6 protein-coding genes are annotated in these 15,070 nt (G+C 63.4%); all 6 read right to left on the bottom strand.

From position 1 onward, the window contains the following. Window positions 1-133: 133 nt before the first annotated feature. On the bottom strand, window positions 134-2,200 hold the full coding sequence (locus JQ507_19650) for an ABC transporter ATP-binding protein (protein ID QRI67213.1): 2,067 nt from the start codon (window positions 2,198-2,200) through the stop codon (window positions 134-136). Window positions 2,201-2,426: 226 nt separating this feature from the next. Then, complete coding sequence (locus tag JQ507_19655) at window positions 2,427-4,487, bottom strand: FAD-dependent oxidoreductase (GenBank protein QRI67214.1); 2,061 nt, start codon at window positions 4,485-4,487, stop codon at window positions 2,427-2,429. A gap of 179 nt (window positions 4,488-4,666) precedes the next feature. After that, a complete protein-coding gene (gene rpoC / locus JQ507_19660; protein ID QRI67215.1) occupies window positions 4,667-8,869 on the bottom strand; it encodes a DNA-directed RNA polymerase subunit beta' in 4,203 nt (1,400 codons plus the stop codon). A 128-nt stretch (window positions 8,870-8,997) separates the two neighbouring features. Further along, window positions 8,998-13,116 carry a DNA-directed RNA polymerase subunit beta gene (gene rpoB / locus JQ507_19665; GenBank protein QRI67216.1) on the bottom strand — a complete coding sequence of 1,373 codons (4,119 nt, stop codon included), beginning with the start codon at window positions 13,114-13,116 and terminating at the stop codon, window positions 8,998-9,000. Window positions 13,117-13,557: 441 nt separating this feature from the next. Beyond that, on the bottom strand, window positions 13,558-13,935 hold the full coding sequence (gene rplL / locus JQ507_19670) for a 50S ribosomal protein L7/L12 (protein ID QRI67217.1): 378 nt from the start codon (window positions 13,933-13,935) through the stop codon (window positions 13,558-13,560). A 53-nt stretch (window positions 13,936-13,988) separates the two neighbouring features. After that, the gene (gene rplJ, locus JQ507_19675; GenBank protein QRI67218.1) at window positions 13,989-14,507 is read right to left on the bottom strand and encodes a 50S ribosomal protein L10; all 519 of its coding nucleotides are present in this window, start codon (window positions 14,505-14,507) and stop codon (window positions 13,989-13,991) included. Window positions 14,508-15,070 lie beyond the last annotated feature (563 nt).

The following is a 15,070-nucleotide window of genomic DNA, read 5'->3' on the forward strand; positions in this document are numbered from 1 at the left end:
GCATGATCCGGAAAAGTGCGAAGCGGTTTTCCGAAAAGATCATGCTCAGACAACAAGCTAAAGCGCGATGATGATTCAATCTAATCTCATCGCGCTTTAGCGGCCGGACGTCATCGGCGACGAGGTGCCGGCGTCACGCCTCCTCGTCTTCGCCCTCATCCTCATCGTCCTCATCGTCTTCATCATCATCGTCCGTGTCGTCGTCTTCGTCGTCCGCGTCATGATGCACATGTCCCTGGTCGTCCCACAGCTTGCGGTAGACGCCATTCTTGGCCAGCAGTTCCTCGTGCGAGCCGCGCTCGATCGCCCGGCCACCCGAGATCACGATGATCTCGTCCATCTCGACCACCGAGGTCAGGCGGTGCGTCGACCAGATCATGGTGCGGCCCTCGGCGACCTTGAGCAGCGTGCGGTTGATCGCGGCCTCCGTGGTCTGGTCTAGCGCCGAGGTCGCCTCGTCGAGCAGCAGCACGGACGGATTGCGGATGATCGCGCGCGCGATCGCGATGCGCTGGCGCTGGCCGCCCGACAGCGTGTCGCCGCGCTCGCCGACCGGCGTGTCGTAGCGCTGCGGCAGGCTCATGATGTAGCGATGGATCTCGGCCTTCTTCGCGGCGTCCTCGACCTCCGCGTCGGTGGCCCCTTCCTTGCCGAGCCGGATGTTCTCGCGGATCGACATGTTGAACAGCATGTTCTCCTGGAACACGACCGCCATGCTGGCCCGCAGCGACTCGCGCGTCACCCGGCGGATATCGACGCCGTCGATGGCGACGCGGCCCTCGTCCGGCACGTAGAGCCGCAGGATCAGGTTGATCAGCGTGCTCTTGCCGGAGCCGCTCGGACCGACGATCGCGATGCTCTTGCCGGCATTGAGCTTGAGGCTAAGATTGTCCAGCACCGGCGTCTGCGCCCCGTCATACTGGAAGGTCACGCGCTCGAACGAGATGTCGTTGGTGATGCGCGGCAGATCCGGCGCGCCGGGACGGTCGGCGCCGCGGGTCGGCTCATCGAGCAGTTCCTGGATGTGCCGCACCGCCGCCGCAGACGAGATCGACACCGGAATGAAATGCATCAAATGGGCGATGTTGTAGGACACCTCCCAGAATGCGCTCTCGAAGGTCACGAAGGTGCCGACCGTGATCTGCCCCTTGGTGGCGAGATAGGCGCCGATCGCCAGCACCACGAGGTGGAGCAGCAGCACCGCGATGGTGACGGTGCGCTCCACCATGGTCGACAGGAACATGGCCGACGCGGCCTTGGCGCGGACGTCGCGGTTGCGCAGCGTGAACCAGCCCAGCGCCCGGCGCTGCAGATTGAACGCCTTCACCACCGCCTGGGCAGCGACATTCTCCTGCACGGTTCCGAGCAGCGCGGCTTCGTTCTGCTTCTGCTCGTAATTGGCCTGCACCGCCTTCGGCGTCAGGATGCGCGGCCCGATCAGCGTGATCGGAAACACCAGCAGGGCGACCGCGGCCAGTTGCCAGTTCAGGAACAGCATCAGGATGATGCCGGCGATCAACTCGAAGAACGGCAACGCCGCGCTGTTGGCGAAGGTCTTGACCGAGCCCTCGAAGGCCGACAGATCGATCGAGAAGCGCGACAAGATCTCGCCGCGCTTGGTGCGGGCGAAATAGGCTGACGGCAGGTTCTGGACGTGCTCGAAGATTCGGGTCCGGACGTCGGCGATAACGCCGGCGGCAAGCCGCGCATCCCAGCGCTCGTACCAGACCGCGATGATCGAGGTGACGATGCCGGCCACCGCGAGCACACCGAGGATCTTGTAGAGCGCCTGGAAATCCTCCTCGCCGAGCGCGTCGTCGATCAGGAATTTCAGGCTGAGCGGCATGATGACGTTGAACAACGTCTCGACCACCACCCCGAAGGTGACGAAGGCCAGCGGCTTCCGGTAGTTCGCCAGGATCGGCTTGACGAAGCCGAAAATCGTCGACAGCGCGCCGGCGGCTTCCTTGGCGGTGAAGACGACGAGATCCTCGTCATCATCGTCGTCATCGAGCTCGAACTCGTCGTCCTCGTCGTCGTCTTCTTCGTCAGCCGGCGGCGCAGCGGGTTTCGCGGAGGCTGGCGTCGCGGCGGAACCGGCAACGGGCGCGGGCTTCTTCTTCAGCTCGGGATCGTCGGGCGCCGATCTCGTCGGATCGTCTGATCCAGGAGGTCTTGATGCAGGAGGTCTTGGCGCCATGAAACCAACCGATGCTCCACGGCCGGCATGACCGCAAATCGAAACCGCAGCTGACGACGCTGCAGCTGCAATCCTATGCGATCAAGATGAATTCGGCAAAGCGTTTGGAACCGCACGACGCGCGGTCACGCCGCCGAGTGGATTCGGGATCACGGCACGGCCGCCGCTTGACGGCTGGTCGGCGCAAGGCCGATCGCCTTGCGTCAGAAGTCGACTGTTGCCGCCGCTAGTCGTCGAGGTCGGCGTCGACCTTGTCGAAGAAGGAATAACGCAGGCTGTCGGAGTCGGCGTACCACTGCCCCGGCCCCTTGTTGGCGGCGAGCGTCAGCGTCCACAGCGCATCGGTGCAGTCGCGGCGGTGCATGGACAGGTCGAAGCCGTTGCCGAAGAACAGTTCCGACCACTCCCACCAGGTGCCGAGCTTCTTCACGCCGCGCAGCAGGTCGTAGCGATCGATCACCGCCGGCGCCATGTCCGAGGTCACCGACGCGAACACGACGCCGGTCTTGACCACCCGATTGAGCTCGCGCACCCCGCGCACGACCTGCTTCTCGCCGAGATGGCACAGCGAGGTCTCGAACACGAAGTCGAACTCTTCGTCCTTGAACGGCATGTCGGCGATCGAGCCGAGCTTGTTGTACTTCTTGAGTGCCTTCGGCGTCTTGCCGTGGATGTAGCGGTTGTTCTCGATGCCCCAGGCGTCGATGCCGCGCTCGCGCAGCGCCCCGACCAGCTCGCCGCTGGCGGAGCCGGCGATCAGCAGCTTGTAGCCCTTCGCCCTGCCCCAGACCGTCTTGATCAGGTCGGTCAGATAGGCCGGGTCGGTGAAGGTGCGCCAGACTTCGCCGTAGGGGCCGACGCCGCGGTAATTGTCGAAATAGCCACGATCGATCTTGTCCGACAGCGCGCCTTCGTCCTGCGCGCGGGCACGGCGCAGCCGCATCATCTCGGTGACGACGATGTCGGTCGCGGCGTCGGAGGAATCGAGCAGCCCGTTCAGGGTCGAATCGAACAGATAGTCGCCCACCACCACGATGCCGGGATGCTCCTTCGGCTCGGGGCGGTGGTTGGTCATGACGTCACGCACCGGCAGGCCGCCCGGCAGCGCGTTGACCGAGGACAGCCAGCGGTGGATCTTGCCTTCGAGGAAATGCGCGCGGGCATCGCCGAGCGAGGCCGGCAGCGACTTCAGCGCGGCGTCGATCAGCTCCTCGTCGCTGAGATTGGCGTAGGCGAGCGCGTCGGAGCCGGCGATCAGCCAGTTCAACACGCCGTGCTTGCCGACATCGTGGCGCGCGCCCTCATTGTAGACGCAGCAGCCGCCGAACGCCTCCGACATGAACCAGGCACCCGGGATCTTCTCACCCCAGAACGGCTCGTCGAACAGGATCGAGACGCGCAGATAGTGCGCAGGACGATCGAAATAGGCGACGTGCTTGACCATCGACTTGCGCAGCTGCTCGCCGTCCCAGCGCATGGTCGCAAGCCAGGAGTGCGGCAGGCAGACCAGCACGAGGTCGAAATCGCGCGTCTCGGGCCCCTTGCCGTTCATCATGTTGAGCTGGTAGCGGCCTTCGGCGGTCTTGCCGACCTTGAGGACGCGATGGTTGAGCTGGATGTCGGCACTGACTTCCGAGCGCAGGCAATCGATCAGCTGCTCGTTGCCGTTCTGGATCGAATACAGGCCGATATAGCCGTCGACATCCATCACGTAGTTCTTCAGCGCGTTGAGGCCGTTGGTGTTGTGGCTCTCGGTCGCAAGGTCGGAGCGCGCCATCACCTTGAAGAACCGCTTGGCGGTCGCGTCCTCGACCTCCTCGTCGAGGATCTGCTCGGCGGTCTTGTAGGCCCAGGGGTGTTCGTTGTCGTGGGCGCCGACGCCCTCGTAATACTCGATCGGCGACACCAGCTCGGCGCAACGCTTGCGGAACGCCTCGATCGCGGCTGCGGTCTTGGCGCCGTATTTGCGGCGCATGCCGGGAACATCGGCGAGCAACTCGCCGTCGAGTTGCACCTGCTCGGCATCCATCGGGATCGTCTGCAGGCCGAAATGCTGGATCAGCTCGCGCAGCGGGTCGGGTCCGGTCATCGAGTAGTCGTAGATCTCGGCAACGCCGGCCTCGTACATCGCGGGCGCGCTGTCGAATTTGCGCGTGACGATCTTGCCGCCGAGGCGGTTCGACGCCTCGAAGATGGTGACGCGGCAGAGGTCGCCGAGTTTGCGCTTCAAATACCAGGCGCTCATCAGCCCCCCGGGGCCGCCGCCTACGATAGCCAAGTCGAGCATATGAATTCCGTCGTCTCCGGCACTGTCAAACAGCCGGTCTAAGTCACCCTAACAAAGGCACTTTTTTGCCTGAAGGGAAGATGAACAAACTGCGTCCCTGCACCGCAGCAGGAGAAGAAAGCAGCAAAAAGGCCGGCAGAACGCCGGCCTTCTCGTTGTTACCGTAGTCTTGCGGAGGCCTATTCCGCCGGCGGCAGCGCCAGCGGCTCCGCTTCCGGAGCCGTCGGCACGATCGCCGCCTGCTGCTTCTCGCGCTCGTCGAGGATCAGCTTGTCGCGCTTGACCGCGACTTCGCGGATCCGCGCCATCGAGGCGCCGGTGCCGGCCGGGATCAGGCGGCCGACAATGACGTTCTCCTTGAGGCCCTCGAGCGGGTCGATCTTGCCATTGACGGCAGCCTCGGTGAGCACGCGCGTGGTCTCCTGGAACGACGCCGCCGAGAAGAACGAGCGGGTCTGCAAGCTCGCCTTGGTGATGCCGAGCAGAACCGGCGTACCCGTGGCGGGCTTCTTGCCCTCCTCCTTGGCCTTGACGTTGAGCGCGTCGAACTCGATCTTGTCGACCTGCTCGCCCGAGATCATGTCGGTGTCGCCCTGGTCGGTGACCTCGACCTTCTGCAGCATCTGACGGACAATCACCTCGATGTGCTTGTCGTTGATGAGCACGCCCTGCAACCGGTAGACCTCCTGGATTTCGTTGACCAGATAGGCAGCGAGTTCCTCGATGCCCTTGATCGCCAGGATGTCGTGCGGCGCCGGATTGCCTTCGACGATGAAATCGCCCTTTTCGACGATGTCGCCGTCCTGAAGATGGATGTGCTTGCCCTTCGGGATCAGGTACTCGCGCGGCTCCTCGGTCTTGTCCATCGGCTCGATCGAGATGCGGCGCTTGTTCTTGTAGTCGCGGCCGAAGCGGATCGTTCCCGCGGTCTCCGCGATGATCGCCGCATCCTTCGGCTTGCGAGCCTCGAACAGTTCCGCCACCCGCGGCAGACCGCCGGTGATGTCACGCGTCTTGGCGCTCTCGGTCGAGATACGCGCCAGGATGTCGCCGGGCATCACCTTGGCGCCGATGTCGACCGACAGAATGCCGTCGACCGACAGCATGTAGCGGGCATCGCCGCCACGCGCGAGCTTCAGCACCTTGCCGTCCTTGCCCTTGACCACGATGGCCGGACGCAGGTCCGAGCCGCCGCGCGTCGTGCGCCAGTCGATGACCACGCGCTTGGCAATACCGGTCGATTCGTCGAGCGTTTCCGAGATCGACTGGCCTTCGACCAGATCCTCGAACCCGATCGTGCCCTCGACTTCGGTGAGCACCGGGCGGGTATAGGGATCCCACTCCGCGATGCGCTGGCCGCGCTTGACCATGTCGCCGTCGTCGACGTGCATCTTCGAACCGTACTGAATACGGTGGGTTGCGCGCTCGGTGCCGTCGGCATCGACAATCGCAACGACCATGTTGCGCACCATCGCGACCAGATTGCCTTCACTGTTGCGGGCGATGGCCTTGTTCCGGATCACGATCTTGCCGTCGAAGTTCGATTCGACGAACGACTGCTCGTTGAGCTGCGCGGCGCCGCCGATGTGGAACGTGCGCATCGTCAGCTGCGTGCCGGGCTCACCGATCGACTGCGCCGCGATGACGCCGACGGCCTCACCGTGGTTGACCGGGGTGCCGCGGGCCAGATCGCGGCCGTAGCACTTGGCGCAGATGCCGTTGACCAACTCGCAGGTCAGTGCCGAGCGGATCTTCACCTCCTGGATGCCGGCCTGCTGGATCAGGTCGACGTGGCTCTCCTCCATCAAGGTGTCGCGCTTGATGACGACCTCGTTGGTGGCGGGATCACGCACGTCGTCGCAGGCCGTACGGCCCAGGATGCGCGAGCCGAGCGAGGCGACCACGGTGCCGGCGTCGACGATGGCGCGCATCTTGATGCCGAGCTTGGTGCCGCAATCGGTCTGCGTGATGATGCAGTCCTGCGCGACGTCGACCAGGCGACGCGTCAGGTAGCCCGAGTTCGCCGTCTTCAACGCGGTGTCCGCCAGACCCTTGCGGGCGCCGTGCGTCGAGTTGAAGTACTCGAGCACCGACAGACCTTCCTTGAAGTTGGAAATGATCGGCGTCTCGATGATCTCGCCCGACGGCTTGGCCATCAGGCCGCGCATGCCGGCGAGCTGGCGCATCTGGGCCGGCGAACCACGCGCACCGGAGTGCGCCATCATGTAGATCGAGTTGATGTCGGCATCCGCGCCCGCCGCCGTCTTCTTGGTCGACGAGATCTCCTTCATCATCGCCTTGGCGACTTCTTCACCGGCCTTCGACCAGGCGTCGACGACCTTGTTGTACTTCTCGCCATGGGTGATTAGGCCGTCATTGTACTGCTGCTCGAAATCCTTCGCCAGCGTACGGGTCTGGTCCACGATCTTCCACTTCGACGCCGGCACGACCATGTCGTCCTTGCCGAACGAGATGCCCGCCTTGAAGGCGTTGTAGAAGCCGAGTGCCATGATGCGGTCGCAGAAGATCACGGTCTCCTTCTGACCGCAGTGCCGGTAGACCTGGTCGATCACGCCGGAAATCTCGCGCTTGGTCATCAGCTTGTTGATGATGTCGTACGAGATCTTGGTGCTCTTCGGCAGCAGATTGCCGAGCATGACACGGCCGGCGGTGGTCTCGATCCAGCGCTTGGATTGCTTGCCTTCCTCGTCGATGCCTTCCCACCGGTACTTGATCTTGGTGTGGAGGTGGATGACCTTCGAATGCAGCGCGTGCTCGAGCTCGGCCATGTCGCCGAAGATCTTGCCCTCGCCGGGCAGGCCTTCGCGCATGATCGAGACGTAGTAGAGGCCGAGCACGATGTCCTGCGACGGTACGATGATCGGCTGGCCGTTCGCCGGATGCAGGATGTTGTTGGTCGACATCATCAGCACGCGCGCTTCCAGCTGCGCTTCGAGCGACAGCGGAACGTGCACGGCCATCTGGTCGCCGTCGAAGTCGGCGTTGAAGGCGGCGCAGACCAACGGGTGCAGCTGGATCGCCTTGCCCTCGATCAGCACCGGCTCGAACGCCTGGATGCCGAGGCGATGCAGCGTCGGCGCGCGGTTCAGCAGCACCGGATGCTCGCGGATCACCTCGTCGAGGATATCCCAGACCTCCGGACGCTCCTTCTCGACCAGCTTCTTGGCCTGCTTCACCGTGGTGGACAGGCCCTTGGCGTCGAGCCGCGAGTAGATGAACGGCTTGAACAGTTCGAGCGCCATCTTCTTCGGCAGGCCGCACTGATGCAGGCGCAGCTCGGGACCGACCACGATCACCGAACGGCCCGAATAGTCGACGCGCTTGCCGAGCAGGTTCTGGCGGAACCGGCCCTGCTTACCCTTCAGCATGTCGGCGAGCGACTTCAGCGGGCGCTTGTTGGCACCCGTGATGACGCGGCCGCGGCGGCCGTTGTCGAACAGCGCGTCGACGGCCTCCTGCAGCATGCGCTTTTCGTTGCGGATGATGATGTCGGGCGCGCGCAGCTCCATCAGCCGCTTCAGACGGTTGTTGCGGTTGATAACGCGGCGGTAGAGGTCGTTGAGGTCCGAGGTCGCGAACCGGCCGCCGTCGAGCGGCACCAGCGGACGCAGGTCCGGCGGAATCACCGGCACCACCGTCATGATCATCCATTCCGGCTTGTTGCCGGAGACGCGGAAGGCCTCGACGATCTTCAGACGCTTGGCGAGCTTCTTGTGCTTGATGTCGGAGTCGGTCTCCGCCATGTCGGCGCGCAGCGTCGCCTCGAGCTTCTCGAGCTCGAGCCCCTTCAGCAGCTCGCGGATCGCCTCGGCGCCGATCATGGCGGTGAAGCTGTCCTGGCCGTACTCGTCCTGCGCCTTCAGATACTCGTCTTCCGACAGCAGCTGACGGTCCTTCAGCGCGGTCAGACCCGGCTCGAGCACGACGTAGTATTCGAAGTACAGGATCCGCTCGAGATCCTTCAGCGTCATGTCGAGCAGGAGGCCGATGCGCGACGGCAGCGACTTCAGGAACCAGATGTGGGCGACCGGTGCCGCCAGCTCGATATGGCCCATGCGCTCGCGCCGGACGCGCGACAGCGTCACCTCGACCGAGCACTTCTCGCAGATGATGCCCTTGTACTTCATCCGCTTGTACTTGCCGCACAAGCACTCGTAGTCCTTGATCGGCCCGAAGATGCGCGCGCAGAACAGGCCGTCACGCTCCGGCTTGAAGGTACGGTAGTTGATGGTCTCGGGCTTCTTGATCTCGCCGTACGACCAGGACAGAATCTTCTCCGGAGACGCGATCGAAATCCGAATCTGGTCGAAGACCTGAGCCGGCGTCGTCGGATTGAAAAGATTCATAATCTCTTGATTCATGGTCTTCTCCTCGCGTGCCGATCGTCACCGGCAGCAAATTCGAAAGTTTTTGTCAGCGCGCGCCCCGCTCAACGTCCGAGAAGGGTGCGAAGGCCCGGCGCGGTTCGCGCCGGGCATAAATCACAGCGTTACTCGGCCGCTTCCGACGTCGGCGCCGGTCCCACCTTGGAATTGTGCAGATCGACGTTGAGGCCGAGCGAGCGCATTTCCTTGACCAGCACGTTGAACGATTCCGGAATACCGGCCTCGAAGGTGTCGTCGCCGCGCACGATCGCCTCGTACACCTTGGTACGGCCGGCGACGTCGTCCGACTTCACGGTCAGCATCTCCTGCAGCGTGTAGGCGGCGCCGTAGGCTTCCAGCGCCCAGACCTCCATTTCGCCGAAGCGCTGGCCGCCGAACTGCGCCTTGCCGCCCAGCGGCTGCTGGGTGACGAGCGAGTACGGACCGATCGAACGCGCGTGGATCTTGTCGTCCACGAGATGGTGCAGCTTGAGCATGTAGATGTAGCCCATCGTCACCTTGCGATCGAACGCATCGCCGGTTCGGCCGTCATAGACGGTCGACTGGCCGGAGGCGTCGAAGCCCGCGAGCTTCAGCATCTCCTCGATGTCCGCTTCCTTGGCGCCGTCGAACACCGGCGTTGCGATCGGCACGCCGTGGCTGAGGTTGCGGCCAAGCTCGAGCAGCTCGTTGTCGTTCAGCGACTTGATGGTTTCATCCTCGCCGTAGATCTTCTTCAGGGTCTCGCGCAGCGGCTTGAGATCCTGCCTCTGATAATAGGCGTCGATGGTCTGGCCGATGCGCTTGCCGAGGCCGGCGCAGGCCCAACCGAGATGCGTCTCGAGGATCTGGCCGACGTTCATGCGCGAGGGCACGCCGAGCGGGTTGAGCACGATGTCGGCATGCGTACCGTCCTCGAGGAACGGCATGTCCTCGATCGGCACGATCTTCGACACCACGCCCTTGTTGCCGTGACGGCCGGCCATCTTGTCGCCGGGCTGGATCTTGCGCTTCACCGCGACGAAGACCTTGACCATCTTCATCACGCCGGGCGGCAGCTCGTCGCCGCGCTGCAGCTTCTCGACCTTGTCGAGGAAGCGCTGTTCGAGGCCCTTCTTCGACTCGTCGTACTGCTTCCGCATGGCCTCGATCTCGGCCATCAGCTTGTCGTTCGGCGAGGCGAACAGCCACCACTGCGACTTCGGATACTCGTCGAGCACCGCGCGGGTGATCTTGGTATCCTTCTTGAAGCCCTTGGGGCCGGCAATGCCCTGGCGGTTCTCCAGGAGCTCGGCGAGGCGGTTATAGACGTTGCGGTCCAGGATCGCCTGCTCGTCGTCGCGGTCCTTGGCCAGACGCTCGATCTCCTCGCGCTCGATCGCCAGCGCACGCTCGTCCTTGTCGACGCCGTGGCGGTTGAACACGCGGACTTCCACGATGGTGCCCTGCACGCCCGGAGGCACGCGCAGCGAGGTATCGCGGACGTCGGAGGCCTTCTCGCCGAAGATGGCGCGGAGCAGCTTCTCTTCCGGCGTCATCGGGCTCTCGCCCTTCGGCGTGATCTTGCCGACCAGGATGTCGCCGGCGCGGACTTCCGCACCGATGTAGACGATGCCGGCTTCGTCGAGGTTCTTCAGCGCTTCTTCCGAGACGTTCGGAATGTCGCGGGTGATTTCCTCAGGGCCGAGCTTGGTGTCGCGAGCCATCACCTCGAATTCTTCAATATGAATTGAGGTAAACACGTCGTCCTTCACGATCCGCTCGGAGAGCAGGATCGAGTCTTCGAAGTTGTAGCCGTTCCACGGCATGAACGCGACCAGCACGTTGCGGCCGAGCGCGAGCTCGCCGAGATCGGTCGACGGACCGTCAGCGATGATGTCGCCCTTCTTGACGATGTCGCCGACCTTCACCAGCGGACGCTGGTTGATGCAGGTCGACTGGTTCGAGCGCTGGTACTTCATCAGCCGGTAGATATCGACGCCCGACTTGGTCGGATCGAGATCCTCGGTGGCGCGGATCACGACGCGGGTGGCGTCGATCTGGTCGATCACGCCCGAACGGCGGGCTGCGATCGCAGCACCGGAGTCACGGGCGACCACGCCTTCCATGCCGGTGCCGACGAACGGCGCCTCGGCACGAACCAGCGGCACCGCCTGGCGCTGCATGTTCGAGCCCATCAGCGCGCGGTTGGCGTCGTCGTTCTCGAGGAACGGGATCAGCGCCGCGGCGACCGAAACCAGCTGCTTCGGCGACACGTCCATGTAGTCGACCTTGTCCGGCGTCACCGGCAGCACTTCGCCGGCATGACGGCAGACCACCAGATCGTCGGTGAAGCGGCCCTTGGCATCGAGCGGCACGTTGGCCTGCGCGACGCGGTAGCGGCCCTCTTCCATCGCCGACAGATAGACCACCTCATCGGTGACCCGGCCGTCCTTGATCTTGCGATAGGGCGTCTCGACGAAGCCGTATTTGTTGACGCGCGCGAACGTCGCCAGCGAGTTGATCAGGCCGATGTTCGGACCTTCCGGCGTCTCGATCGGGCAGATCCGGCCGTAATGCGTCGGATGCACGTCGCGGACTTCGAAGCCGGCACGCTCGCGGGTCAGACCACCCGGGCCGAGCGCCGACAGGCGCCGCTTGTGGGTGATCTCCGACAGCGGGTTGGTCTGGTCCATGAACTGCGACAGCTGCGAGGAACCGAAGAACTCGCGCACCGCGGCAGCCGCGGGCTTGGCGTTGATCAGATCCTGCGGCATCACGGTGTCGATATCGACGCTCGACATGCGCTCCTTGATGGCGCGCTCCATGCGGAGCAGGCCGATCCGGTACTGGTTCTCCATGAGCTCGCCGACCGAGCGCACCCGGCGGTTGCCGAGGTGGTCGATGTCGTCGATCTCGCCCTTGCCGTCGCGCAGGTCGACCAGCGTCTTGATGACCGCCAGGATGTCTTCCTTGCGCAGCGTGCGATGGGTGTCGGGCGCATCGAGCTCGAGGCGCATGTTCATCTTGACGCGGCCGACCGCGGACAGGTCGTAGCGTTCTGCATCGAAGAACAGCGACTGGAACATCGCCTGCGCCGAATCCAGCGTCGGCGGCTCGCCCGGACGCATCACGCGGTAGATGTCGAACAGCGCGTCCTCACGCGTCATATTCTTGTCGGCCGACAGCGTGTTGCGGATGTAGGCGCCGACATTGACGTGGTCGATGTCGAGCAGCGGCAGGTCCTTGTAGCCCTGCTCGTTCAGCACCTTCATCGACTTCTCGGTGATCTCCTCGCCGGCTTCGGCGTAGATTTCACCGGTCTTCGGGTTGACGAGATCCTCGGCGAGATAGTTGCCGACCAGCTCCTCGTCCGACATGCGCAGGGCCTTGAGGCCCTTCTCCTGCAGCTGGCGCGCCTGGCGCACGGTCAGCTTCTTGCCGGCCTCGAGCACCACCTTGCCGGTGTCGGCGTCGATCAGGTCGTTGACGGTCGAATAGCCGCGGAAACGGTTGGCGTCGAACGGCACGCGCCAGCCTTCCTTGGTCCGCTTGTAGGTGATCTTCTTGTAGAAGGTCGACAGGATCTGCTCGCCGTCGAGACCGAGCGCGTACATCAGCGAGGTCACCGGCAGCTTGCGGCGGCGGTCGATGCGCGCGAACACGATGTCCTTGGCGTCGAACTCGATGTCGAGCCAGGAACCGCGATACGGAATCACGCGCGCGGCAAACAGCAGCTTGCCGGACGAATGGGTCTTGCCCTTGTCGTGGTCGAAGAACACGCCGGGCGAACGGTGCATCTGCGAGACGATGACGCGCTCGGTGCCGTTGACGACGAAGGTGCCGTTCATCGTCATGAGCGGGATGTCGCCCATGTAGACGTCCTGCTCCTTGATGTCCTTCACCGACTTGGCGCCGGTTTCCTCGTCGATATCGAACACGATGAGGCGCAGCGTCACCTTGAGCGGCGCAGCGAAGGTCATGCCGCGCTGGCGGCACTCGTCGACGTCATATTTCGGCTGCTCGAACTCATAGCGGACGAACTCGAGCATCGAGGTGCCGGAGAAATCCGAGATCGGGAACACCGAGCGGAACACCGCCTGCAGGCCCTCGTCGAGGCGACCGCCGGCGGGCTCGTCAACCATCAGGAACTGGTCATAGGACGCCTTCTGAACCTCGATGAGGTTCGGCATCTCGGCGACTTCCTTGATGTGACCGAAAAACTTGCGTACGCGTTTGCGACCGGTGAATGTCTGCTGCGCCATCGTGGCCTCTCATTTTCGTCGCCTTTGTGGGGCGAACCTTCCGGGAACGACTGCCATCGGCCCCGGGTTGAATTTCGAATCGTCTCGAAGGAACGAAGCGCAAAGTCAGGAATTAAATCCCGGTCCCGGCCCCAACCACCTTCAAAACGCAAAACAACGCGCGGGGCGCATCACTGCACCCGCCCGTCCAAACACTCCGCTTTACGGACTGAAAAAGCCCGAAATCTGACTGTCTCCCAACGGCTTCCGCCAGGGACCCTGCCGCCCCCGTCGCCTACCGTGTTTTTCCGCTGCCAACCCGATATGGGATGGCAATAAAGGAGATTCGAGGGTTAAGTCCACGGATCCCCACACTTTTTTGTGTCCAACACGCCACGCGACAACCTGTCGCACGCCGTTTGCATGGCCCGGGAGCGCCCTGCGGCGCTCCCGGATCGCGCATTACTTGAGCTCGACCTTGGCGCCAGCCTTCTCGAGCTGGGCCTTGATCTTGTCTGCTTCTTCCTTGTTGACGCCTTCCTTGACGGGCTTCGGAGCGCCTTCGACGAGGTCCTTGGCTTCCTTCAGGCCCAGGCCGGTGATGGCGCGGACTTCCTTGATGACTTCGATCTTCTTGTCGCCGGCAGCAGCCAGCACGACGGTGAATTCGGTCTTCTCTTCAGCCGGAGCAGCGGCAGCACCACCAGCAGCCGGACCAGCCACCGCAACGGCGGCAGCGGCGGACACGCCCCACTTTTCTTCGAGGAGCTTGGCGAGTTCAGCCGCTTCGAGCACGGTGAGGCTCGAGAGGTCGTCGACGATTTTCTGCAGATCAGCCATTGTTCAGTTCCTTAAACGTTTGGTTCGAACCAGGTTTGAGATTAGCGAAGGGGTCAGGCCGCTTCGCCCTTTGAGGCATGAGCCTGAATGACGCGCGCGAGCTTGGCCGCAGGCGCGTTGGAGAGCTGAGCAAGCTTGGTCGCCGGCGCCACGAGGAGGCCAACGATCTTGCCGCGCAGTTCGTCGAGCGACGGCAGTGAGGCGAGCGCCTTCACGCTGTCGACATTCAGGACGGTTTTACCCATCGAGCCGCCGAGGATGACGAACTTCTCGTTCGCCTTGGCGAATTCGATGGCAACCTTTGGCGCCGCAACCGGATCGTTCGAAGTAGCGATCACGGTCGGCCCCTTCAGCAGGGAGCCGATGGCAGCGACGTCAGTGCCTTCAAGAGCAATTTTGGCGAGACGGTTCTTCGAGACCTTCACCGATGCGCCCGCCTGCTTCATCTGCATGCGCAGCTTCTGCATCTGGGCCACGGTGAGGCCGGAATAGTGAGCAACGATCGCAACCGACGTGGTCTTGAAGACCTCGTTAAGTTGTTCGACCGACTCTTTTTTTGCCGCTCGTTCCACAGCAAGCTCTTTCCGGTTGGCGGCCTTTCCGCGAAGGCAGGACCGCCGGGTTGCACCCATCGTCCCGCCCTAAACCTGATCCGGAGGGTCCAAGACCCTCGGACATGCCGGGCAAGACGACATCTAGAAGCCTGCCCTCCCAGAGCCTTACGGCCATGGGCTGTCGAGGTTCGAACCAAACCAGCCTTCCAGCCGCGAACATGCCGCGACGTGAAGCGCAAAATCCGGTCTTCACCCGTCTATGCAGGCCATGCGATTAAGCCGTTGAAAACATGAAGTTCTCGCGGGCGCCTGCAGTCTTGGACAGGATCGAGGCACTTCAGCACGCTGAAGCCCCCTGCTCTCACTCCGATCCGAGGCGACGGGTCCCCTTCCTTTCGAGCATCCTTGCGGGCATGCGGAAAGGAATGATCTCCTATCAACTCAGGTTTTCGGAATGCGAGCACAGACATGCCAGCAAGTGCCAGCACGCCCGGAAGGCGCTATGTAGCCGGTCCTGCCTGGCTTGCCAAGAGCAAATATTGGACCAGTTTCATATGACGGACGGGGAGCCGGCTCCGGTC

This window comes from Bradyrhizobium sp. PSBB068 (genome assembly GCA_016839165.1).
Taxonomy (GTDB): Bacteria; Pseudomonadota; Alphaproteobacteria; order Rhizobiales; family Xanthobacteraceae; genus Bradyrhizobium.